Origin of the sequence: Paenibacillus sp. JCM 10914, from assembly GCF_001315105.1 — a bacterium.
GTDB lineage: Bacteria > Bacillota > Bacilli > Paenibacillales > Paenibacillaceae > Paenibacillus_AQ.
The window spans coordinates 31,076-52,727 of sequence record NZ_BAZR01000013.1; the positions used below are offsets into that span (position 1 = coordinate 31,076).

At 48.2% G+C, this 21,652-nt stretch carries 18 protein-coding genes and 2 pseudogenes; 18 read left to right on the plus strand and 2 right to left on the minus strand.

Annotated elements, in window-relative coordinates; genetic code table 11:
* Window positions 1-117: 117 nt before the first annotated feature.
* On the plus strand, window positions 118-1,200 hold the full coding sequence (locus tag JCM10914_RS15525) for a Gfo/Idh/MocA family protein (RefSeq protein WP_023962594.1): 1,083 nt from the start codon (window positions 118-120) through the stop codon (window positions 1,198-1,200).
* Between the two features lie 67 nt (window positions 1,201-1,267).
* Here the strand turns inward: JCM10914_RS15525 and msrA are convergent, their stop codons facing one another.
* Window positions 1,268-1,795, minus strand: coding sequence for a peptide-methionine (S)-S-oxide reductase MsrA (msrA, locus tag JCM10914_RS15530; RefSeq protein WP_023962596.1), 528 nt, complete (start codon window positions 1,793-1,795; stop codon window positions 1,268-1,270).
* A gap of 178 nt (window positions 1,796-1,973) precedes the next feature.
* Here msrA and JCM10914_RS15535 point away from each other — a divergent pair, with 178 nt between their 5' ends.
* The 16 genes and pseudogenes from JCM10914_RS15535 (at window position 1,974) to JCM10914_RS15600 (ending at window position 18,898) form a co-directional block, all read left to right on the plus strand.
* A complete protein-coding gene (locus JCM10914_RS15535; protein WP_023962598.1) occupies window positions 1,974-2,552 on the plus strand; it encodes a GNAT family N-acetyltransferase in 579 nt (192 codons plus the stop codon).
* Window positions 2,553-2,905: 353 nt separating this feature from the next.
* Window positions 2,906-5,107 (plus strand): helix-turn-helix domain-containing protein, encoded by a 2,202-nt coding sequence (locus tag JCM10914_RS15540; protein WP_023962600.1) that lies wholly within the window; start codon window positions 2,906-2,908, stop codon window positions 5,105-5,107.
* 335 nt (window positions 5,108-5,442) lie between these two features.
* A pseudogene (locus JCM10914_RS15545) lies at window positions 5,443-6,326 on the plus strand (ABC transporter permease).
* A gap of 15 nt (window positions 6,327-6,341) precedes the next feature.
* A complete protein-coding gene (locus tag JCM10914_RS15550; RefSeq protein ID WP_023962605.1) occupies window positions 6,342-7,247 on the plus strand; it encodes a carbohydrate ABC transporter permease in 906 nt (301 codons plus the stop codon).
* A 125-nt stretch (window positions 7,248-7,372) separates the two neighbouring features.
* Window positions 7,373-9,043: an ABC transporter substrate-binding protein gene (locus tag JCM10914_RS15555; RefSeq protein WP_023962607.1), complete on the plus strand. Its 1,671-nt coding sequence runs from the start codon at window positions 7,373-7,375 to the stop codon at window positions 9,041-9,043.
* Between the two features lie 152 nt (window positions 9,044-9,195).
* Window positions 9,196-9,480: an SGNH/GDSL hydrolase family protein gene (locus JCM10914_RS15560; protein WP_023962609.1), complete on the plus strand. Its 285-nt coding sequence runs from the start codon at window positions 9,196-9,198 to the stop codon at window positions 9,478-9,480.
* Between the two features lie 32 nt (window positions 9,481-9,512).
* Complete coding sequence (locus JCM10914_RS15565; RefSeq protein WP_158442472.1) at window positions 9,513-10,343, plus strand: SGNH/GDSL hydrolase family protein; 831 nt, start codon at window positions 9,513-9,515, stop codon at window positions 10,341-10,343.
* A gap of 84 nt (window positions 10,344-10,427) precedes the next feature.
* A complete protein-coding gene (locus JCM10914_RS30475; RefSeq protein ID WP_052019832.1) occupies window positions 10,428-10,640 on the plus strand; it encodes a hypothetical protein in 213 nt (70 codons plus the stop codon).
* Window positions 10,637-11,155 (plus strand): hypothetical protein, encoded by a 519-nt coding sequence (locus JCM10914_RS30480; protein WP_023962615.1) that lies wholly within the window; start codon window positions 10,637-10,639, stop codon window positions 11,153-11,155. Before JCM10914_RS30475 ends, JCM10914_RS30480 begins: the two co-directional genes overlap by 4 nt.
* Window positions 11,156-11,172: 17 nt before the next feature.
* Window positions 11,173-12,156, plus strand: coding sequence for a hypothetical protein (locus tag JCM10914_RS30485; protein ID WP_023962618.1), 984 nt, complete (start codon window positions 11,173-11,175; stop codon window positions 12,154-12,156).
* Window positions 12,157-12,181: 25 nt separating this feature from the next.
* Window positions 12,182-14,598, plus strand: a pseudogene (locus JCM10914_RS15585) (glycoside hydrolase N-terminal domain-containing protein).
* Window positions 14,599-14,610: 12 nt separating this feature from the next.
* Window positions 14,611-15,495, plus strand: coding sequence for a glycoside hydrolase N-terminal domain-containing protein (locus JCM10914_RS30490; RefSeq protein ID WP_023962623.1), 885 nt, complete (start codon window positions 14,611-14,613; stop codon window positions 15,493-15,495).
* The gene (locus JCM10914_RS30495; RefSeq protein WP_023962626.1) at window positions 15,474-15,800 is read left to right on the plus strand and encodes a hypothetical protein; all 327 of its coding nucleotides are present in this window, start codon (window positions 15,474-15,476) and stop codon (window positions 15,798-15,800) included. The genes JCM10914_RS30490 and JCM10914_RS30495 overlap by 22 nt, the downstream gene beginning before the upstream one ends.
* The gene (locus tag JCM10914_RS30500) at window positions 15,800-16,975 is read left to right on the plus strand and encodes a glycoside hydrolase family 95-like protein (RefSeq protein ID WP_023962628.1); all 1,176 of its coding nucleotides are present in this window, start codon (window positions 15,800-15,802) and stop codon (window positions 16,973-16,975) included. The genes JCM10914_RS30495 and JCM10914_RS30500 overlap by 1 nt, the downstream gene beginning before the upstream one ends.
* A 128-nt stretch (window positions 16,976-17,103) precedes the next feature.
* Window positions 17,104-17,886 (plus strand): SDR family NAD(P)-dependent oxidoreductase, encoded by a 783-nt coding sequence (locus JCM10914_RS15595; protein WP_023962630.1) that lies wholly within the window; start codon window positions 17,104-17,106, stop codon window positions 17,884-17,886.
* Between the two features lie 34 nt (window positions 17,887-17,920).
* Complete coding sequence (locus JCM10914_RS15600) at window positions 17,921-18,898, plus strand: N-acetylglucosamine kinase (protein ID WP_023962631.1); 978 nt, start codon at window positions 17,921-17,923, stop codon at window positions 18,896-18,898.
* Between the two features lie 202 nt (window positions 18,899-19,100).
* On the opposite strand, the gene JCM10914_RS15605 is transcribed toward JCM10914_RS15600, so the two are convergent.
* Window positions 19,101-20,108 (minus strand): MerR family transcriptional regulator, encoded by a 1,008-nt coding sequence (locus tag JCM10914_RS15605; RefSeq protein ID WP_023962633.1) that lies wholly within the window; start codon window positions 20,106-20,108, stop codon window positions 19,101-19,103.
* A 237-nt stretch (window positions 20,109-20,345) separates the two neighbouring features.
* On the opposite strand from JCM10914_RS15605, the gene JCM10914_RS15610 reads away from it, so the two are divergent.
* Window positions 20,346-21,635: an amidohydrolase gene (locus JCM10914_RS15610; protein ID WP_023962636.1), complete on the plus strand. Its 1,290-nt coding sequence runs from the start codon at window positions 20,346-20,348 to the stop codon at window positions 21,633-21,635.
* Window positions 21,636-21,652 lie beyond the last annotated feature (17 nt).

Below are 21,652 nucleotides of genomic sequence, written 5' to 3' on the forward strand. Positions count from 1 at the left end.
TAATTTTAGATAACGATTGTCGTATAGTTATACTTAAAAAATCGGCCAATTGTGATATTTTATAGGTGGATGTCAGGCTAACAGACACAACCTATTGGAAAGTGAAGGTGATACTTAATGGATAAGGTATATCGTATTGGGATTATCGGATGCGGCGGAATCGCCAATGGCAAGCATCTACCGAGCTTAAGCAGATTGAAGAGCGTGGAACTCGTGGCCTTTTGTGATATCGTTCCTGAACGGGCTGAAGAAGCGTCTTCTAAATATGGGACTGACGAAGCGAAAGTGTACAGCGATTATACAGAATTGCTGAAGGATGCGAGCATTGATATCATTCATGTACTTACCCCTAATGATTCACATGCTGAGATCTCCATTGCTTCGTTGGAGGCAGGCAAGCATGTCATGTGCGAGAAGCCAATGGCTAAAACCGCAGCAGACGCCAAGCGGATGATGGAGACGGCAGAGCGCACGGGCAAGAAGCTGACGATTGGATATAACAATCGTTTCCGTCCAGATAGCTTGTATCTGAAGGAAATGTGTGAGGCTGGCGAGCTTGGCCATATTTATTATGCCAAAGCACATGCGATACGCAGAAGAGCTGTCCCAACCTGGGGCGTATTCTTGGATGAGGAGAAGCAAGGCGGAGGTCCATTAATCGATATTGGTACCCACGCACTCGACCTGACCCTTTGGATGATGGATAATTATAAGCCGAAGATTGTGCTCGGTACTACATACCATGAATTATCCCGTAGAGAGAATGCTGCGAATGCATGGGGGCCATGGGATCCGGAGAAGTTTACGGTGGAAGATTCGGCTTTTGGCATGATCGTTATGGAGAACGGCGCAACCATTACGCTTGAATCAAGTTGGGCACTTAACACACTGGATATTGATGAGGCGAAATGTTCGCTTAGCGGATCCGAAGCTGGCGCCGATATGAAGGATGGCTTGCGCATCAACGGAGAGAAGTTTAGCCGCTTATATACGAACAATATCGAATTGAACTCCGGTGGCGTCGCGTTCTATGACGGGAAGACGGAAGAGGCACCGGATGTAGAGATGAGAAAATGGATTGAGGCAATCGATCAAGATAAAGACCCTGTCGTGACGCCACAACAAGCATATGTTGTATCGCAAATCCTGGAAGCACTGTATGAATCGGCGCGTCTTGGCAAAGCTGTCTATTTGGATTAGACCCAGTATGTATGAAGCGTGCAAAACTAATAAAGAAGGCGACCAGTCATTGGCCGCCTTCTTTTTCTTACTGGTCTTTGCTCCAATACTTCTCAATGATTGCATCGCGGCCGGAGTACACACGCGATTCCTTGTAGAACTTGGGATTCTTGCGGTGGTAATTCTGATGATATTCTTCCGCAGGATAAAATACGCTGGCTTCTTCAATGGCGGTGACCACGGGTTTATCAAATCGGCCACTCTTGGCAAGCTCCTCGCGGGAAGAAAGTGCAGCCAAGCGCTGTTCTTCATTATGATATAGGATCGCAGCCCGGTATTGACTCTTGCGATCATTGCCTTGCCCTATTGCATCAGTTGGGTCTATTTGCGGCCAGTACAGTTCCAACAGCTTCTCATAGGGGAAGATAGCCGGATCGAACGTGATTTGGACGACCTCCAAATGCCCGGTTTCTCCAGTCAGTACTTGCTCGTAGGTGGGATTCTCGATCGTACCGCCCATATAACCGGACACAATGCCGTGAATTCCCGGTTGCTCTTCAAACGGACTTACCATGCACCAGAAGCAGCCACCGGCAAACGTTGCCTTTTGTAACATGTCCATACCTCATTTCATGATGTAAAAATGCAGTTGCCTTGTATAAATCCTCATTATAAAGACTTTTCCAGTGCAAGTCTATGAAGTTCTTGACCCTTGCCAAGAAAGATAACATAATAAATGATAGTTTCATGCATTACATAGAGACCTACGATTCGTGAAAGTGGAGGTTACGATAATGACGAAATGGCTGGAGACACAAATAGAAGGTAATGGCATACGGCTTCGTCCCGTTCGGGAAGATGAGCTTGAGGTATATTACGCGTTGTTGCTGGATCCGGAGTCCAATCGGCTGACGGGTACACAGCAGGAGATCAGCAAGGAATCGGTTGCAGCTTGGATTCAGAACATACGAATGGAGCATGCTGACCGCGTGGATATGATGATCGCGGTGGAGGCAACCGATGAGTTAATCGGAGAAGTCGTGTTGAACGAGATTGATTCCGTCAACCGCAGCGCCAACATCCGCATATTGATCTCCAATCAGCACAGCAACAGGGGATTTGGCACGGAGGCGATTAAGCTGATGCTGCAGCACGGTTTTGAACAAGTGGGGCTGCATCGGATCGAACTTGGAGTATATGAATTCAACCCTAGAGCCATTCATGTATACGAGAAGATTGGTTTCAAGCGAGAAGGTATACTTAGAGATGCGCTATATTGGAATGGGGAGTTCCACGATATGATCATGATGTCGATGATTGAGGATGAGTATCGATTGATGAGTGCTGTATACTGGCCGCTGGATCATAGATAACAACCGCGCAGGCCGCGGTTTTTTTGTTACATAACAACATAAACCTTAACAATGCGATATTGTCCTCGATACATGACTGAATTAAGATGAAATTACTCGCCATTTTTCTTTGAATGGTATGAAATAGCGGAAAAATGTACGCTCCCATACGCAGGAGTACCTATCCAACCGCTATTATCATCCATTATGATGTAATTTACTAAAGGTCTGTGTAGCTTGCTCAAGTTGTGAAAACGCTATCAAAATGGCAGGGGGGCTTAACTATACTTAGACACTCTAAAATATTCCGCAGTTTTTTGATCTCCTATATAACGATACTGTTAATCCCCTGCATCGGAGGATATATATCCTACTTGACTTCCATATCCGTAACACAATCCATTTCGATTGAGAATAGCGTCATTCAACTCGAGAAGAGCCAGGAACTATTTGAGCATCGGATGGCTGAGGTGGAGGGCATGACAAGACAACTGGCCATCAATCCAGAGGTCAACGTGCTGCTAAACGACAATCTGACGCAAAGAGATGTATACGGGATATGGAGAACGATGCGCAATGTTCTGACGTTTGGACAAACCAACGATTTTCTTCAACATTACTACATCTATTTAGCGAACTACGATTTGATATTAACGTCTGGTTCATCTTTTAGACCGGAGCATTATTATGAATTCTTTCATTATGACGATCTCTCATTCGAAGATTGGAAAACGGAGATCTTGGAGAAAACGCACCGAAGTGGAATTAAACCCCTTGCCTCCTTTACCGAAAGAGACAATGCAACCTCGGTCATCACCTATATGCAGTCACTCCCGTTGGACAGTTTCAATGATTCATCCCCAGCCAATGTTGTCGTCATCATCGACGAGAAGACAATTGCCGGCCTGCTCTCAGGGCTAACCGACGGCTATGGTGGCTGGGTGCATATCTACGATGCAGAAGGGAATACCCTGGCACTTCAAGGAAATATAGATTCGGATGTAGGAAAAATGATGGATGATCCTGCGTTCGATGAGAACAAAACGAGCCAGTTCTATAATCAGGATTTGGTCATCACCACGCGTTCAGATAAGAGTGGTTGGGTATATCAAGCGGGCATTCCACGGAGTACCTTAATGGAAAATGCCAACAAAATCAAACATGCGTCTTGGATCATTACCGGAGTCGCAATGATTATTGGCTTGCTTGTCGGGTTGTACTTGGCTCACCGGAATAGCATGCCAATCAATCGAATGATCGGCATTATGAAGGAGCAGTTTGGCAAGGACGAGCTCGCGGAACGTAATGAATTTGACTTCTTGAGCGGAAATATCGCCAATATGATAACCAAGAATAAGCAGTTGGAAACCGAGCTTACGCGGCAGCTTCCTTTTGTCCGCGATGCTTTTCTGAAGCGGTTGGTCGCCGGCGAATTTGAATCTCGCGATGAAATTGTATCCGCGGCCGAACAAGCCAACATTGCCTTGAATAACGGAGAAGGGTATATCGGCATTGTGCAGATCAACGGCTACGCTGGTATGGATAGTGTGGAGATACTGAACGAGCTCAACGCAGCCCGGTTGCTGATGAAGCAAGCCGTCTCAGAAAATGCAGGCCCCCTGCCTATTACGGACCTGGGGTCGGATAAGATTGTTGTCTTGTTCTTCACCGATGAGGAATGCAAGCCTGGCATTGAAGAAGAGAAGAGAATGGCCAGACTAATCGAAACACTGACACAACAAGTCTTTAATGAATATAAAATATCCATTCAGACCGGTTTCGGTGATCCATTCGAATCTGTTGTGGGAGTGGGACAATCCTTCGATCAAGCCAAGCAGGCACTCGAATATGCGGTTTACATGAATCAAAAAGGAATCGTATGGTATCAAGAGGCGAAGATGGAGAACACGACCTATTATTATCCGCTGGATACGGAGCAGCGCTTGGTCAGCACGGTTCGTGCCGGCGAACTGGAAGAAGCGGAGAAGATCATTCATTCGATCATCGATCAGAATCTCAATCAGCGCGAGTTATCAGTCGAAATGAAACATCAGCTGGTGGGCGAAATCAAGGGAACATTTCTTAAACTGCTGGATCAGAAGGTTTTCATGGAGTCTGAGCGGTTCGAAATCGTCAAGAGACGCATTATCGACATTGGATCTACCGAGCCGCTAGAAACCATTCGAAACGAAATCCATGCCATTATGGGGGAACTTTGCAGTTATATCACCAATAAAAAGAAGGATTCACATGCCAAACTGATCAAACAAATATATGAGTATACGGAAAAGATGCACACGAATCCCGAGTTAACGTTATATCGCGTGGCTGAGCATGTGGAGCGACCGGAAAAATACATTTCCCAATTGTTCAAAGAAGTGACTGGAGTCAATTATTCCGATCATTTGATCAAAGTTCGCATGGATCGGGCAGCCACGCTACTGACAGAGACCCAGGATACGGTAGACGACATCGCAGCACAAGTGGGATATAACAGCTCTCATTCATTCCGCCGGGCATTCAAAAGGTTGAATGGCATTTCGCCTAGTACTTATAGGCAATCGCATCAAGAGTAATGAAAGACCAAAGTTAACATAAGCCGCATCGTCTCCCATTGGACGGTGCGGTTATTTGCGCTGGAGATCACGCAAGAAACCGCCGGATTTGGCCCCTTAAGCGAAGGATGGCCCCCTTGAAAGCGGATATTTGTACGCAAAATGACGGAAGTGTACCTGTTCAAGAACCGGCGTGTTCCCCTATGATCGACACATAAAGAAAACGCTATCATTACATCACATCATCTGTGATTACACTAGGGGGGATTATTCTGGATAAGCAATTGGCAGTCCAATCCGAATTGAAAAGCCATACCAACACTCGTGCGAGTTATTGGCATGTTGCACGCAAAAGTATGATGAAGCACTGGCAGCTGTATCTGCTCGTGATTCCTCCGCTGTTGTTCTTTCTTATTTTTAAATACTACCCTATGCTCAACGCGGTTCTCGCTTTCAAGGATTATAACGTGATCAAAGGAATCTGGGGCAGTCCCTGGGTGGGCTTTAAGCACTTTGAGCTGTTTTTCGAAAATCCGTTATTCTGGACGCTCGTTAAGAACACCATCATTCTTAGCGGATATCTGATACTGGCAGGTTTTCCGATTCCCATCATACTTGCGCTCATGATTAACGAGATCCGGGGAGGGCGATTCAAGAAGTTTGTCCAACTCGTATCATTTGCGCCTTATTTTATTTCCACAGTGGTCATGGTTTCGATGATTATGTTATTTCTCGCTCCGCGGCTCGGCTTTGCCAATATTGCCTTGAATTTCTTTGGATTTCAGTCCGTGAACTTTCTTGGGGACCCTGATATGTTCCGCTCGATCTATGTCTGGTCGGATATTTGGCAGACGGCAGGCTACAGCGCGGTCATCTATTTGGCAGCCTTGGCCGGCATTGACCCGACCCTGTATGAAGCAGCCAAGGTCGATGGGGCTTCCAGATTTCAAAAAATACGTCATGTGGATTTGCCCGGCATTGTGCCCACGATCGTCATCATCCTCATTCTGAATGTAGCAATGTAATGGCCCTCGGATTCGAGAAGGTATACCTGCTGCAAAATCCGCTGAATCAGGTGAATTCCGAAATTATTGCCACCTATGTCTATCGAATCGGTCTGCTGAATGCGAACTACAGCTTTGCGACCGCAGTCGGATTATTCAATTCGGTCATTAACCTCATTCTTCTGCTTACTGTAAACGGATTGGCTAAACGAATTACCAATAACAGCATCTGGTAAGAAAGGAGTTATCGTATGGCAGTGAATCAATTAACAACGAAAAAGATCAAAGAGTCCGCAGGCGACCGTATTTTTCTAGGCACGGTATATACTGTCCTGACTTTGGTTATCATTGCGGTCCTGTATCCGCTCATTTATATCATCAGCAGTTCCATCAGCAGTCCGGCAGCCGTCACTTCAGGCCGGGTGTGGCTGTGGCCCGTCGATATCTCGTTTGAGGGCTTTCGGGTGTTGTTGAATACACCGGAGATTATTACGGGGTACGCCAATTCCATTTTCTACACGACGGTCGGTACGACAATCAGTGTCGTGCTAACCATCATGGTCGCTTATCCGCTGTCTAGAAAGTCGTTTTTTGGCCGCAACGTGTTGATGATGATCATTACATTTACGATGATATTCAGCGGCGGACTCATTCCGACCTATATGGTGGTGAGAGAGCTTAATTTGATCGATACCCGCTGGGCGTTGCTCATTCCTAATGCGATCTGGGTGTGGCAGGTGATTATCGCCAGATCCTTCTTCCAATCTTCTATTCCAGAAGAATTGCAGGAAGCCAGCGAAATGGATGGCTGTAGTGATATGAGATTTATCAGGAGCATTGTCCTGCCGCTATCAAAGCCTATCATAGCAGTGCTTGTTCTCATGTATGCGGTTGGCCAATGGAATGCATACTTTGATGCCTTGATTTACTTGAAGAGCGCAGACCTGTTTCCACTTCAGTTGATACTGCGCAGCATCATCATTCAGAATAACAGCTCAGGGTCGATGGATGCCTTAGCAATGGTCGAGCGACAACAGCTGGCCGAGCTGTTGAAGTATGCACTCATTGTTGTCGCTACTTTGCCGGTACTCGTGATTTATCCATTTGTCCAACGATATTTTGTACAGGGCATGCTCGTGGGTTCGGTAAAAGGATGATCGAATTCAAAAAATCGAACTTGCTGTAAGCAGTCTCTGGCTTCATTATAGAAGGAGGTGATGCTCTCTTAAGTTCACGGCAATGTATACAGCTTATACCATAATCGAAAAGGGAGCGATCAGATTTGAATAAGAATCTCTTAAGCATGTTCATGCTGCTATTGGCATGTACGATCGTGATAGCAGGCTGCTCGGGCAAAAACACAGATAGTCCGAACAGTACCCAAGGTGGCAGCCCATCCGGCAACTCGGACAGTTCGAAACCGGTGGAAATCAGTGTATTTGCCGTACAAGAATCCAACATTGACATACCGACTAATAAGTTCACCAAACATGTCGAGGAACAATTCGATATTAAATTTAAATGGCAGATCAATCCATCGGATGGTGCAAAGGAGAAACGTCAGATCTCTTTAGCAAGTGGCGATTATCCTGATGCGTATCTGTTGACCCATTACATTGACGAGTTCTCCCAAGCAGACGTACTCAAATATGGACAACAGGGTGTATTAGTACCACTGAATGATCTGATTGATCAGCACGGACCCAACATTAAAGCGGCCATGGAAGAAACTCCTGCAATGAAAGCGCTTGTAACTGCTCCGGATGGAAATATCTACGGACTGGGTGCTTATACGGAATGTTTCCACTGTTCCTACCCTAATAAGATGTGGATTAATACGGACTGGCTGGAGAAATTGAATCTGGAAGAACCCCAAACCACGGAAGAATTCAGAGATGTGCTGCGGGCATTCAAAACCCAGGACCCGAACGGTAACGGTAAAGCAGATGAAGTACCTCTCAGCGGTTCTACCGAGGACTTCGGTGTACGGATCATCCCGTTTCTAATGAACAGTTTTGTGTATGATGACGATCGAAACTACTTGATGATGAAAGATGGCAAGGTCGAATCGGCAGCCATTACACCTGAATGGAAGGAAGGCCTGACCTATATTAAGTCATTGTATGACGAGGGTTTGATCGATCCGGGTGCCTTTACGCAAAATGCGGAAGCGTTCAAGAAGATTGGTGAGAATGCGGAAGCAGAAATTCTCGGTGCAGGAGCGGGCATGCACCCAGCTATCTTCGTAAACATCGATCCTGGTAACACCCGTTCAGCGCATTACAATCCATTGCCCCCGCTTAGCGGACCGAATGGAGTATCCTACGCTACGCATGATGCGGGCGGGGTATCCCCTGGCGCGAAATTTGTCATTACCAATAAAGCCAGTGAAGAAGCTCGTATCGCTTTGATCAAGATGGTGGATTACATGTTCACGCCGGAAGGTCAAACGAATGCGGCCAACGGCATGAAAGGGATTGATTGGACCGATCCGGAACCTGGCGATGAAGCGCTTGGAGAAGGCGTGACACCGATGGTTAAAACGATTCCTGCGAAGGAAGGCGAAGCACCGCACAATGCGGGATGGAGCGGGATGGGACATTTCTATATGCCAAAAGAGTATCGCGATACCTGGGTACAGGGTACCGATATCTATGCTTCGGACGGATACGAACGCAGGTTGTATAACGCTTCACTGTTGTATGAAGGCCATGAACCTGAAGAAATCTTCCCGATCTGGTCGATCTGGATCGAACCAAGCGTGATCGATGAAGCGAGCATGCTTCAAACCAACCTCAAGAACTACATTGAACAGAACCAGTTGCAGTTCATCACAGGTAATAAGAACCTTGACAAGGATTGGGATGCCTATGTAAAAGGATTGAAAGACCTGAAACTGGATCGCTATCTGGAAATTCTGCAGACAGCTTATGATAACTCTGCGACGAGCTAACCAATATATGCTGTTGTGTAGGCCGCTTGAAGCAGGCACAACATACGTAGGCGGATGCCGGTCTTTAAACAGATCGGCATCTCTGCATTTTGCCAATATGGAAGGTGGCGGTGGCGTATACGAGGAAGAAGGCTTCATAAGGAGGATTGGATATGTATGTTGTGACTAATGAAGATAACGAAAGTCATTCTACTGCGCTTACGATTCCGCGCCGGGGACTACCTGCGCTCCAAGCCAAGCATGGTGGGTCGGGGCCGGTTACGGTTGTCTTTCTTGGTGGATCCATCACGGAGGGAGCTGGTGCTTCTGACCCGGATGAGACCAGTTGGCGTGCATTAACCGAGAGGTATTTAAGTGAACGATTCGGCAGTTCGCGGATACGCTGCATTAACGCAGGCGTGGGCGGAACCGACTCTACCTGGGGGCTCATCGCTTAGACGAACATGTGCTGCAAGCAGGCGTGCTTGATTTGCTATTCGTAGAATTTAGCGTCAATGATGGTGACAATCGTGAAGAATCGCTGAGGGGCATGGAAGGCATTGTCCGCCAATGTCGGCGTCGAACGCCCGATACCGATATTTGTTTTGTATATGCAGGAGCGATAAAGAACCTGTCGCGAATCCGGCCATTTAACATTGCGGTTCATGAAGAGGTGGCCGAATTGTATGGCATTCCCTCTATTGACTTTGCAGCCGGTATCTATAACATGCTTCATATCGGCGAAGTGGAATGGGCATCGCTTGCTCCTGATGGATACCATCCCAATGATCGTGGTCATGCTATTTATGCGGGCTTTTTACGGAAGTTCCTGGACGAGATGCTGCTGAAGGAACATGCGAGGCTTGATGATCACGACAGCTTGCCTGTCGAACCCTTAATTAAGGGGAACTATGAACATGGTGCGATGCTCCATCATGAAACTGCTTGCTATTCTGAAGATTTCTGCATCCAGGAACTGCAACCGGAGAAGGCCTTGATGAATTGGCGGTATTCAACGGAGCATCGGTATTCCGATCATCCGCAAGCTGCTCTTGATTTCGCGGCGGAAGGTCAATGCGCCGGTCTGCTTCTGCTTTGCGGTCCTGACACGGGGATATTTGAATATTCGGTCAACGGTGAACCCTTCGTTCAAGTTAATCCTTTTGACGAATGGTGCCTGCATGCTTATCGGCCGGTTCCCGTGATCTTTCCGATTCAGAATAAGCGAGGTCCAATCTTTATAACGGTTCGAAATACAGCGTATAAGGATCATCGGAGCCGTGGGATGGAACTGCGCGTGCTGAAGCTGCTCATGAGTTAGCCAAGAACATCAGGGTCTGTAGTCCAGGCGTCGGCGTGTGATATTGTAGTATCATATAAATTTTGAAAAGAGGTGGTGTAAATTATGCATAGTCCTGATCATGAGCGCGAAGCCGCTCCAACTGTCATCTCTCTGCGAGAGTTCGGTGACACGACCGACCCGGAGGCCGATACTCAGATGGCGATGAGACTCGCACTCGAGGCGGCTGGAGCATCAAGGGTCCGGTCATTGTGGACATTCCGCGGGGGTGTTATCATTTTTACCCACATCATGCGGTTCGGGCATCTTATCATGTGACCAACACCGCCAGCGAGGAAGAACAGCGGGATGTGACGAAGACGATCGGCTTGCTGCTAAAGCAGCTTCATCATGTAACGTTGGAAGGAAACGACTCGCTGTTCCTGTTTCACGGCAAGCAAACGATGCTTGTGGTTGATGGCTGCACGGATATAGAAATCCGAAATCTGCACTGGGATTACGCCGCGCCTACCGTGACGGAAATGACGGTGAATGTGCGTGAGGACGCTTACTTGGAGGCAACCGTTCACTTGGACTCTCACTATGAGTTAGTAAACGGAAAACTCGAATGGATTGGAGAAGGCTGGCGTTTCGGGGAAGGCCCGATGCAGCTGTGCGACTCAGGACTAAGTGCTACCTGGCGCGTTGATAATTGGCTGGAGCGGGTATTACATACCGAGGAACTGGCTCGCAATAGCTTCGCCTTCATTTCGAAAACAATGCGTCGCCGGATATCATTCCAGGCACAATCGTGCAAATGCGTGATGGCATTCGAGATCAAGTCGGTATGCTAATCGTAGGAAGCTCAAGGGTGACGATGAGGGATGTTGGGATCCATTTCATGCACGGCCTAGGTGTAGTTGGACAGTTCAGTGAGGATTTGACCTTTGAGCGGATGGACATTCGACCGCGCCCAGAGACGGGGCGAACCGTGACGGGCTTCGCCGATTTCATTCATCTGTCCGGCTGCAAGGGTCGGCTAACGATTCGGGATAGTCGTTTTGCAGGAGCACACGACGATGCGATCAATGTCCACGGCACGTATCTGCGAATCGTGGGGAGAACGGAGCCCCATCAACTGCTTGTTAGATTCATGCATCCTCAAACCTATGGATTTCCCGCCTTTGTTCCGGGAGACGAAGTCGCATTCGTGGGTGCAGACTCGCTAACCGCGTATGCTTCGGATCGGATCGCCGCAGTGGAGATGCGATCAGCACGCGAACTGATGATTACGCTGGAGGGACCGCTGCCTGAAGAGATAGGGGAGCGGGATGTGCTGGAAAATTTAACATGGACGCCGGAGGTTGAGATCATCGGCAATGATTTTGCCAGAATTCCTACGCGCGGCATATTGGCTACCACCCCAAGGCGCGTCGTGATCCGCGACAATACGTTTACGAACATGCATATGAGTGCGGTACTGGTTGCAGCCGACGCCAATTCTTGGTACGAATCGGGTGCGGTGGCGGACCTGAGTGTATTGGATAATCGATTTATCCAATGCGGCGGCGGCGAACATCCGGTGATCCAGATTGCACCTGAGAACAGCCATTCGAATGTCCAGACCCCCGTACACCGTAACATTCGAATCGTAGGCAATCAATTTGTAAAGATCCGTGGTGCGGTACTGTCGGCGAGAAGTACGAAAGGGCTTTGGTTTAAGCATAATGAGATCCTGCTGGAACATAGGGGTTCGTCATACGGGCAGCCGCTGCTTGAAGAATTCGTTAAGCTCGAAGGTTGCACAGAAGTGGATATAAACTCGAATACGTTGAACGTAAGCGAAACGACTTAAGGAGGCGAAGTAAATGGGAGAGAACATGCAGCTGCAGTACGATAAGCCGGCTTCGGTCTGGACCGAGGCACTCCCGATCGGCAATGGACGACTTGGCGCCATGATATACGGCGGTGTAGAACGGGAAACGATCAGCTTAAATGAGGATACGCTGTGGTCAGGTTATCCGCGTGACTGGAATAACCCGTCGGCGCGGGAAGTCTTGCCTGATATTCGAAAGCGGGTACAACAAGGGCATTACACGGAAGCCGACCAGCTAGGACGAAAAATGATGGGACCCTATACGGAATCCTATTTGCCGTTTGGCGATTTACGTTTGAGCTTTGATCACGGGGCCGTATATCATTCGTACCGAAGATCGCTGGATTTAGCTAATGCCGTTCAGCGGACGGAATATGGAATCGGTGACGTGTTCTTTACGCGGGAAATGTTTGCCTCTAGTCCAGATCAGATTATTACGCTTCGGCTCACTTCCAGCGTTCCTGGCGCACTTAATTTCCATGCACGTCTGGATAGCCCGCTGCGACATACTGCGAACATCGAAGGAGAGGTCTTCGTGCTGCGGGGATTCGCACCTGAACGCGTGGAGCCGAATTATGTATCTTCATCTGAGCCCATTCGTTACGGCGAACCTGAGCTTACAAGCGCGATGGCCTTTGAAGGTCAACTGATTGTCGCCGAAACGGATGGCCGTGTCAGCTTGGACGCAGGCGGCATTCATGTTCTGAATGCTACCGAAGCTGTTTTATATTTTAGCGCTGCGACAAGTTTCAACGGCTTTGATCAGATACCAGGAAACAAGGTGGACGGAGATAATCCGGCAGTCGTTGCGGCTACCTCTGCAGCCGCTTACTTGTCAGGAGCACAGGCTAAGTGCTGGACTGAGGTGCGCGAGCGGCATGTTAACGATTATCGCAGCTTATATGAACGTGTAAGTCTGCGCATAGGCGGATCATCGGTAAGCGAGAGTAAGGACATGGATACCGAGCGGCGGATTGAACAATTTGGTGCCAAAGATCCAGGTTTGGTTGAGTTGCTGTTTCACTATGGCCGATATCTGTTAATCTCCAGCTCTAGGCCGGGCACCCAAGCCGCCAATCTGCAGGGCATTTGGAATGCATCGACCGTCCGCCATGGAGCAGTAACTGGACCCTTAACATTAATGCGGAAATGAACTATTGGCCGGCAGAAGTGTGCAACTTAGCGGAATGCCACCAACCTCTGCTGGAGATGATCAAGAATCTGTCGGAGAATGGAGCCGAAACGGCGGCAGTTCATTATGGGACAAGAGGGTGGACGGTACACCATAACACGGACATCTGGGCTCATACCGCACCCGTTGGCAATTACGGAGAAGGGGATCCGGCCTGGGCTCTTTGGCAGATGGGAGGGATCTGGCTGACGCAGCATTTATGGGAGCATTATGCCTTTAGCGGCGATGAAGCTTATTTGCGTGATTTTGCTTATCCCATTTTGAAGGAAGCCGCTTTCTTTGCATTGGACTGGTTGATAGAGGACAGCTCCGGGTACCTTGTGACCTCTCCGTCAACCTCACCTGAGCATAAATTTCGTACGCCTGAAGGAACCGCCGCGATCAGTGAAGGGGCAACCATGGATATCTCGCTCATCTGGGAACTGTTCACGAATAGCATAGAAGCTGCTCACATCCTTGGTGTGGACTCGGAGTTCCGTGAGGAATTAATCCAGAAGCGGGACCGATTGCTGCCTCTTCAGATCGGGCGATATGGTCAGTTGCAAGAGTGGTCCAAGGACTTTGAAGATGAAGATGTATTTCATCGCCACACTTCGCATCTAATCGGCGTGCATCCCGGGCGGCAGCTGTCGGAGAGAGACACGCCGGAGCTATTTGCAGCCGCGAGAACATCTCTGGAGCGGCGGGGTGACGAAAGCACAGGCTGGAGTTTAGGGTGGAGAGTTGCGCTATGGAGCCGATTCGGCGAAGGGGATCGTGCGTTGGAGCTTCTGTCCAACATGCTGAGACTTGTGAAAGACGGTGAGACGGAGCGTTACGAACAAGGAGGCGTGTATGCGAGTTTGTTAGGGGCGCACCCACCGTTTCAAATCGACGGAAATTTTGCTGCCACAGCCGGTATCGCGGAAATGCTGTTGCAATCCCATCGTTCCACGCTGATGCTGCTTCCCGCATTGCCGGATGCTTGGCAAGCAGGTGAGGTTCGAGGCCTACGCGCACGCGGAGGTTTTGAAGTGAGTATTCGCTGGGAGAACGGAAGTTTAGAAGAGGCGGAGATCACCTCCTGTTCCGGACATAGGTGCAGCGTAAGTGCAGGAAGTGAAGCGAAGCTAACGGTTTATCATGGAGATATCGAGGTTCCGATTCAACGCGCAGATGACGGTACAATATCATTCTCAACAGATACGGGAACAACGTATCGGCTGGTTAAGCAACCATATGCCGGTTAAGGAGGAACGGACATGAGCAGTTATGCAGATTCGTCAAAATTATGGTATACAAAACCAGCTCATCGCTGGTCCGAAGGTCTGCCGCTTGGTAATGGAAGAATCGGCGCAGTAGTCATGTCCTCTCCACAGCGTGAGGTGTGGAGTTTAACCGAATCCAGTTATTGGTCGGGTCGAGCGGAAGAGACTCCCGGAGAGGGCGGAGGGAAACCAGCGCTCGAAGCAGTGAGAAAGCTGTTATTCGCCGGAGATTATGCAGGAGCAGATCGACTAGCTAAAATGCACTTTCAGCCATTAAAGCAAAACTTTGGTACACATCTTGGCATGTGTAACGCTGTGATTGAATTTGTGTCTTCACCTCAGGAAGAATTGGCCGAGTTCAGGCGCGAGCTGGATCTAACAACAGCGCTACATTATACAACCAGCGGTTCGGATGGAACTAGGGAGGCCCTGCATCGTGAGATGTTCACTTCCCATGCCGATGATCTTCTCGTTGCGCGAATATGGGCGGAAGGATCAGGGAATGTTTCGTTTACGTTCAGCTTAGAAGGGCAAACAGACAATTTTATGTCTCGCTCTTTTGGTTCGGCTGCACTGGAATTTCAAGGCATGGCAACGGAAAATGTCCACAGTGACGGTAATTGCGGGGTATCTTGCCTAGGATGGATACACATCGAGACCAGAGGCGGTTCAGTCCGTACGGATGGTCAGCAGATTATGGTTGAGGACGCTGATGAGGCTTTGATCTATCTGGATGTACGCACGGATTATCGACAGAATGTTGTAGCGGAGGCCAAGACCGCTCGAGATCAAGTAGAGCTAGCATTGGCAAAAGGCTACGAGGGTTTAAAAGCCGACCATTTGAGCGATTATGGTCCTTGTATGATCGGGTCTTCATAGAACTAGGGACAACGCCAACTTCCGCGACGGATCCAAGCCATCTGCCAACGGATCAGCGAATTTCCAGGCTAGCGCAGGGCAAGCATGATCCGCAGCTATTCGCACTCTTCTTTCAATATGGACGTTATTTGACGCTTGCGGGTTCACGGGAGGATTCCCAACTGCCTATGCATCTCCAGGGCATCTGGAACGACGGTGAAGCCTGCCGTATGGGCTGGAGCTGCGATTATCATCTTGATATCAATACCCAGATGAATTATTACCCGACAGAGGTAATCCATCTTGCGAGAGTCACTTGCCATTGATGCGTTATCTTGAGGATTTGGCAGAGGCCGGGCGCACGACCGCCCGTCAGTATTATGATTCGCCAGGGTGGGTAGCCCATGTCTTCTCAAACGTATGGGGGTTCACAGACCCGGGTTGGGACACTTCATGGGGACTAAATGTTACAGGTGGGTTGTGGCTCGCGGTTCATATGATCGAGCATTATCGATTTAGCGACGATCGCGAATTTTTGGAGAAGCAGGCATATCCGGTGCTCCGTGAAGCATCGTTATTCTTTCTCGATTACATGACAGTTCATCCGGTGAAGGACTGGTTGGTCACGGGTCCGTCCAACTCGCCAGAGAACCACTTCTATTCTGGAGAACGGGGGGATGGAGCCTGGCAGCTCTCCATGGGCTCGACGATTGATCAGGTGCTGGTGCGTGAGCTGTTTGAATTCTGCTTGGAGGCCGGGCAGCTCATCGGAAAGGATGAAGATCTAAGACCGCGTTTGGAACAAGCGATTAAGCAATTACCACCGCTGCTCATCGGCAGTAAAGGGCAAGTGCAGGAGTGGCTGGAGGATTATGAAGAGGCGCAGCCTGAACATCGTCACATGTCTCATCTTTTCGCATTGTATCCTGCTAATCAGATTACGCCGGAGGGAACACCGGAACTGGCAGCGGCGGCAACCGTAACGCTGGAGAACCGCAAACTTCAGGATGAACTCGAAGATATTGAGTTTACGGCAGCGTTATTCGCATTGTATTATGCACGGCTGCATGACGGAGATAGCGCCTTAGGGCATGTCCGCCATCTGATTAGTGAATTGTGCTTCGATAATCTCTTTACTTTCTCCAGAGCGGGTATTGCGGGGGCAGAGAGCAATATTTTCGTGATTGATGGCAACATGGGAGGTACTGCTGCCATAGCGGAGATGCTGCTGCAAAGTCATGGAGGAGAAATCACCCTGTTGCCAGCATTGCCTGCTGCTTGGCCGACGGGCAAAGTGAATGGGTTGCGAGCGAAAGGCAATGTGGTTGTAGATCTAGCCTGGGCTCATGGCAAGCTTACCTCTGCACGCATCCGCACGTTCTCACCCGGGCCGAAGACTGTCCGCTGGGGCGGCAATCAGATATCCTTCGAGGCTGGGTCTGGTTCCGAGTATATATTTGACTCGCAGCTGCAGCTCAGACAAACTCAGACCTCGAACTAGAAAATTTCAAAGAAATTTAGCCGCGATTCATTCGCGGCTTTTCAATGTAAAGAAGGATATCCACACCCTATGTTGAAGCTATTTAGGGACAACGATCTGAGAAATCAAGGTGAGGGAGCTGATAAGGCATGGACTTAGGACTCAAAGAAAAAGTGGTGCTGATTACCGGCGGGAGTAGGGGAATTGGTCTTGAGACCGCAGTGACGTTTGCTTTGGAAGGAGCCAAGGTGGCTATTTGTGCAAGGGACGAAGAGCAATTAGCTGCAGCGGCTGATCATATCAGGCATGCAACGGCATCTGAGGTGCTTGCCATTGCAGCGGACGTGACGAAACCCGAGGAGTGCATACAAGCTGTATCCGATACCGTCCAGCACTACGGTCGACTCGATATTTTGGTGAATAATGCGGGGACCGCTGCTGCGAAGCCATTCGAGTTGATCGAAGACGAGCAATGGGCATCGGATCTGGATCTCAAACTATTTGGCGCTATTCGATTTTCGCGTGCAGCGGTTCCTCATATTCGTGAGAATGGGGGTGGGGCGATCATTAATGTCACGACTTCCTGGGCGAAGACGCCGCCGGCTTCATCCATGCCGAGCAGTGTCAGCAGAGCAGCAGGGCAGGCCATGACTAAGGCAATGAGTCACGATCTGGCACCCGATCGCATCAGAGTAAACACCGTTTGTGTCGGAATGATCCGCAGTGCACAGCTGGAGGAACGGTGGAAGCGCGAGGAACCAGGATTAACATGGGAAGAGTTTGCCCGGGAACCACGCCATAAGATTCCGCTAGGACGCATAGGGAATACGGAAGAAGCGGCCAAGGTCATCGTCTTTTTAGCCTCAGATGCCGCCTCTTATGTAACCGGAACTTCCATTAATATCGATGGCGGTTCAGCCCCGGCTTTATAGACCGTAAGCAATTGGATTTAGGAGGATCTGCAGTATGGTTCATGATGTAGTCATTGGAGTGGATGGTGGTGGATCACAAACGCGCGTCATGGTCAGTGATTTGACTGGAAATATACTGTCCTATGCCGTTGGTGGGGCATCCTCGATTCATAAAGACAGCAATGCACACGTAAATGTTCAGAGAACCATCCAATCGTCGCTTGCCATGGCGGGTTGCAGCGTGGATCAAGTGAAGGGGCTGTACGCGGGAATAGCGGGTTACGAATCCGATCAAGACTTGGAGTGGGTTACCCAATTAACCGATGTAGAAGGCCTAGACTGCCCGAAATGGTATGTAAACGATTCGCTTGTTGCGCATGCAGGAGCATTTATCGGACAGCCGGGTATCGTTGTCGTGTCAGGGACGGGATCGATGATTCTGGCTATAACCGAACAAAAGATGGCTATCAAGAATATAGACTTTCATCATTATGCAGCCAGTGCCGCAAGGTTTCTCGCTTATGATGCTGTGTATCAGGCATTGGCTGGGAATACGCACGGATCGGATGAAACATTGATTCGTGATATTCAATCCTATTGGGGCGTTAACAACCTAGAACAGCTTCGATTCTTGGCGGCTCAAGGTTTTGTAGAAAATCGAATGGAGCGAAACAAGAAATTCGGCGAAATGGCCCCAATGATCACAGATGCTGCCGAAGCTGGAAGTTACATGGCCCAGATCGTATGTGATAGAGCCATAGGGGAGATCATGGTAGGTGTCGAAATTCTAGGTTCATACTTCCAATCGGCTCAAGTGTCGGTTACAGGAATCGGGAGTGTCATGAACTGTTCCTATATGAGATCAAAGTTCGCCGACCGTTTGCAATCGGGCAATAATAAACAATATGATTACACAACCCCAGAGTTATCGGCCGTATCCGGTGCCGTGTTAAAGGCACTTCAGAGTTTAGGGATATCCATAGAAATACATATGATCGAATCCATACGCAGACACCCTAATGCTTCTTGGTAAGTAGTTCTTAATGATTAAGAAAGTGTTTGATCTCTGATCAAATGCTTTTTTTGTATTCCGAGTGGAATTTAAGGTACGAATATATTATTTCATCGCATTAATCATTAATCCGATAAACAAAATAAAATGGCAATGCTGGATGCTAGATTTAGATTCGATGATGGCCCAACAATCATTAGTTCAAGAAGAGTTGAGATGTCCTTCATCTTATCGGAACGGCATATACGATGTGTAGCTGCTCATTGATTTGCTGATGTTTGGTTACATAATCAAGATCTTCAAACAATGCCAACACGGTTGAGAGTGAGGCGCAGTACAGACCTTCTTCGTCGTTTGGCGCTGACGGATGGTTAGCAGTTAACATTAAATCCGTAATGCAAATGCGGCCGTGTGGTTTTAAGACTCGACGCATTTCATGAATAGCCAACACTTTCTGATCATCGGTTAAATGATGGAATGCAAAGCTGGACACCACAAAATCAAACTTGCTTTCCAGATAGGGGAGGGCTAGGAAATTACCCAGCTTCGTTTCCATTTCCGGAAACTTCTCAGCGCAGTGTCGCAGCATTTCCTTAGATTGATCCACCCCTGTCATATCCACCCCTTTCTCCATAAGTCTTCCTGCTAGATTACCTGTTCCTGTTCCAATATCCAAACCTTTTTCTCCCGTTCGGGGGGACAGACAATCCACCGTGAGTTGCAGTGCTTTATCATAGTCTTTGTACTTAGATAAATCCCCATTAGTCACTCGTTCGTCATGAACCGTAGCGACTTCGTCGAACGCCCAGAGATCCTTCCAGCTATTTCGATGCTCACGTAGTCTCTTGGATCCCTTGGCCAATTGGTAAATATCATCAAGCGGCAATACATGCTCTTCTTTCAAGCTTTGAATCATATTATCCGTAGTTTCTATCATTTGTTTGATTTCAAGCCATTTAGAGAACATGACGGAACGCTGTAATTCCAAATAATATTGAATTTCTTTTTTGTCTTTGCTATCGATTTTCTCAAGGGCCACCTTAATGTCAGCAACCGACATACCGGCTTCTCTTAAAGCGACAATTGTTTGCAGACGCCAGATATCATGATCTTTAAACTCTCGATATTGATTGATGTCCTGCTTCTCGGGAACAACCAGACCTTTCTGCTCGTAGAATCGAATAGCCCTTGTGGAGATGCCGAGCTTCTCTGCTACCTCTTTAATTCTCATTTGACCACCACTTTCCTGTTAGATAGCCGTCGTCTAGTTAGACATCAGATTCTAGATTTGACTTTTATCATGCGGAAAAGATTATCCTAACGTAAACCTTTCAGCTATAGAAATGGATGTACTTACACCCTCCGCATGAAGTGAAGTTCATCTGACCAAGGGAAAACCTGCCCCTTGACCTTCTCCTAACGTGAACATTTATGCTAATGATATCACAGAGAAGCATAGGAGGCTTGTATGAGCATATTGATAAAAAACGCAACGATCCTAACGATGAACGACGATGCTCCTTTCACAGGAGATATACGAATCGAAGGTGAGGACATTGTGGAGATTCGGGAGAGCATTGACGATGCTGAAGCCAAGGAAGTTATAGAAGCGACAGGAATGGCAGCTATGCCGGGGTTGATTAATGCGCATCAACATACCCCAATGAGTCTGTTGCGGGGATTCTCTGATGACCTGCGGCTCATGGATTGGTTGGAGAAGAAAATGCTTCCTGCAGAGTCAAGAATGACTCCGGAAGATATTTATTGGGGAGCCAAGCTGTCGATGGCTGAGATGATTAGAAGCGGTACGACAACTTTTGCCGACATGTACATTCATATGAACGAAATAGCTATGGCTACAGCAGAGGTGGGTATGCGAGCTTCTTTAACGCGCGGATTGGTTTTTCAGGAAGATGATGGCGGCAAGAGAATAAGTGAAGCTTTAGAGCTGATCCATCGGTGGCATGGAAAAGCGGAGGGAAGAATCACGACAATGTTGGGGCCTCATTCCCCATACACCTGTCCAACTGAGTCATTCAAGGATGTGATTCATTTGGCGGAGAACATGAATATCCCTATTCACACGCATTTGGCCGAGACCATCGAGGAAGTAGTAAAAATCAAAGATAAGTATAATCAGACACCCACTGAATTTCTTTATGATCTTGGCTTATTTGAGAAAACGCACGCAGTATTAGCCCATAGCGTACATTTGAATGACAGGGATATCACTCTCTTGAAGGGGATGCGCGGAGGCGTATCTCATAACCCGGTCAGTAATTTGAAGTTGGGATGCGGGATTGCACCCGTATTAAAATTGATACAACAAGGAATCAACGTTGGTATCGGTACCGATGGTGCCGGGAGCGCTACGACGGTTGATATGTTTGAAGAGATTAAAGCGGCAGCCTGGTTGCAGAAGTTGGAGTATGGCGATCCTACGCGAATGCCTGCTAATCAAGCGCTGTCTATGGCTACCCGTGAAAGTGCCAAATTATTAAATATCCATGATACCGTAGGTACGCTTCAAGTGGGTAAAAAAGCAGATGTCATTCTAATCGATTGCAGGAAGCCACACTTACAGCCTATTCACAGTATTCAATCACTCCTTGCCTACAGCGCAAATGGAGGAGACGTAGATACAACGATTGTTAATGGGAAAATTCTGATGAGACATAGACATCTTCTCACAATGGATGAGGATGAACTGTTTGATCAAGTCAATAAACGATCAAGAAGAATCACGCAAGAAGTGTAATTTGATCGTTAGCTTTC